Source organism: Paraburkholderia sp. A1RI_3L (genome assembly GCF_048957895.1).
Classification (GTDB): Bacteria; Pseudomonadota; Gammaproteobacteria; order Burkholderiales; family Burkholderiaceae; genus Paraburkholderia; species Paraburkholderia kururiensis.
Window position 1 is genome coordinate 1 of the sequence record NZ_JARCHA010000094.1, and the last position, 339, is coordinate 339.

Here is a 339-nt window from a genome sequence, read left to right on the forward strand (position 1 = left end):
GATTCATTCTCACCGATTCGGCATCTCGATGAACACTGACCCGCTCTTGCCGTCCGGCGCGCGCATCGTGCCCGGCCTTTCATCCGCTGAGTTGCGGGAGACGCTGCGGGCCCGCCATCCCGTCGGCATCCTCGGCGGCATGGGACCCGCCGCAGGCGTCGATTTCGTGCGTTTGTTCCTCTCTGCATGCGAGCGCTGTTTGCGCGAGCACGGTACGCCGATCGTCGATCAGGCGTTCCCCGAGCACTGGCTCGCGCAGATTCCGGTGGTGGACCGTAGCCGGGCGTTGCTCGACCCGAATGCGCCGCAACCGCTGCAAGGCATGTCATTGGCCATCGG

General features: G+C 65.8%; 1 pseudogene. It reads left to right on the forward strand.

The annotated features are described in order from the left end of the window. Window positions 1-28 precede the first annotated feature (28 nt). A pseudogene (locus tag PXJ20_RS33050) lies at window positions 29-339 on the forward strand (hypothetical protein); the annotation flags it as partial.